2 protein-coding genes are annotated in these 1,613 nt (G+C 62.5%); both read right to left on the bottom strand.

The window, feature by feature from the left end; all coding sequences use genetic code 11:
• On the bottom strand, window positions 1-278 hold a 278-nt coding region (locus F627_RS0115475; RefSeq protein ID WP_026332147.1), incomplete at its 3' end, for a DUF1640 domain-containing protein.
• Between the two features lie 265 nt (window positions 279-543).
• Window positions 544-1,272, bottom strand: a complete 729-nt coding sequence (locus tag F627_RS0115480; RefSeq protein WP_019584592.1) for a hypothetical protein — start codon at window positions 1,270-1,272, stop codon at window positions 544-546.
• Between the last annotated feature and the right edge of the window lie 341 nt (window positions 1,273-1,613).

The following is a 1,613-nucleotide window of genomic DNA, read 5'->3' on the forward strand; positions in this document are numbered from 1 at the left end:
AGGTCCTCCTTGGAGGCCATACGCGACTCGATCGAATCGATCCTCGATCCGATCTCCCGGAGGTCCCCCTTGGAGGCCATACGGGCTTCCAGTTCTCGGAGGTCCTCCTTCGTGGCCATCTGCTCGCGAAGGAGCCGGAAATCCTCCTTCGTGGCCACCCTCGATTCCATGAGCTCCAGCATCGCCTGCGCTTGCACTTCCGCCTGCTCCTCCGATACACCGGCGGAGCGGAGCTTCTTGACGTAGGCATGGGTGTCGAACGCAAGCATGCTTTCCATTATAGCGGTCTCCTCAGAGTGTCGGGACAGACCGCCCCACGGGGAGCGGTGTCCCCGTGGTGGGTGAAGTAAATGGACCGACCGGCGGTGCCGGGCCCCGCCTCCCGGTCCGGAGGGGCTTTAAGGGTGCCTGATACGCTCAGGCGGGCGGTAAAGCCGCCATTCCCCAGGGCCGCGCGCGACCCTGGGGAATGACGGCCCGAAGGCCGTCAGGGTAGATGCTGCGAACAACATTCGATGCTCGCGGCTCATGGCAATGTGACCACTAGGCCACTTCGAGCTGGTCATGCGGATCCATGGACACGACGATTTGGGCGTTCTCCCATCCGTCCGGCCAGTGATCGGCCATGCCGTTTTGCCGGTAGTCCTCGCCGAACGCATCGGAGAAAAAGCCCCAGCAGGAATCCACCTCGACCCCGTTCTCATAGACGACGTATCCGTACACCTCGCCCTGCAGGTATTGGTCGTAAGTGGCGACCTCGGCCTCCAGGATCGAGCGGATTCGCGCCTCCCGTCTCGGGCTCAGACGCTTCCACCCGAACGCGCGGCGGGCGTCTTCGCGGGTCACGTAGATCCACCCGACCTGACCGCTATCCCATGGACAGCTGAATGGTCGGGTGGACATCGTGACCCCCGAGTGGTCATAGAGGTAAAGCGGCACCATGATCATGTATCGATCGAGGATCGCATCCACCTTCTCTTGTTGGAACTGGATCACCTGTTGGCTGTGCTCGTGCAGCCTCTTCTCCAGGCGAGGCTCGGTGGAGTCCAGGCGGTTCCACAGTCTGTCGGCGAAACGCTCGACCTGATCTTCAATGGAGGGGTTGAACTTGCATGCCACCTGCAGCGCCCACTCGCGGGGGCTGTCTGCCGGCTGTTCGTCTCCCAGTTCATAGCGGCTGTGCCAGCACACCATGTTACCGAGGAGGTTGTCGCAGTCTTCGCGTGGGTTGAAGGGGTCCGTGTCGGGGACGATGTGAATCAGCATGGACATGGTCAGTCTCCTGCATGGAGGGGACAGACCGCCCCCACGGGGAGCGGTGTCCCCGTGGTGGGTTGAGAGCCGTCAGGCCGCGCGGGCGGACGAGACGGATAGGAGCCGAATGGATCCGTTGGGTTGAATACCGATGCGGTATCGAGTGCCAGAGCGACACAGCTCGAATCGTCCCCGGGAAATCGGTTTCAGATCGGCAATGCGCGCATGAGCAATCGTTTTGATCAGCATAGGTCTATCTCCTGCATGGAGGGGACAGACCGCCCCCACGGGGAGCGGTGTCCCCGTGGTGGGTGAAGTGAATGGATCGACCGGTGAGCCGGCGCACCCCTGCCCGATCC

This window comes from Thioalkalivibrio sp. ALE16, assembly GCF_000381305.1.
Classification (GTDB): Bacteria; Pseudomonadota; Gammaproteobacteria; order Ectothiorhodospirales; family Ectothiorhodospiraceae; genus Thioalkalivibrio.

Coding starts and splice junctions, on each gene's coding strand:
- F627_RS0115480 (WP_019584592.1), bottom strand. CDS start 1,272: ATGTCCATGCTGATTCACATCGTCCCCGACACGGACCCCTTCAACCCA.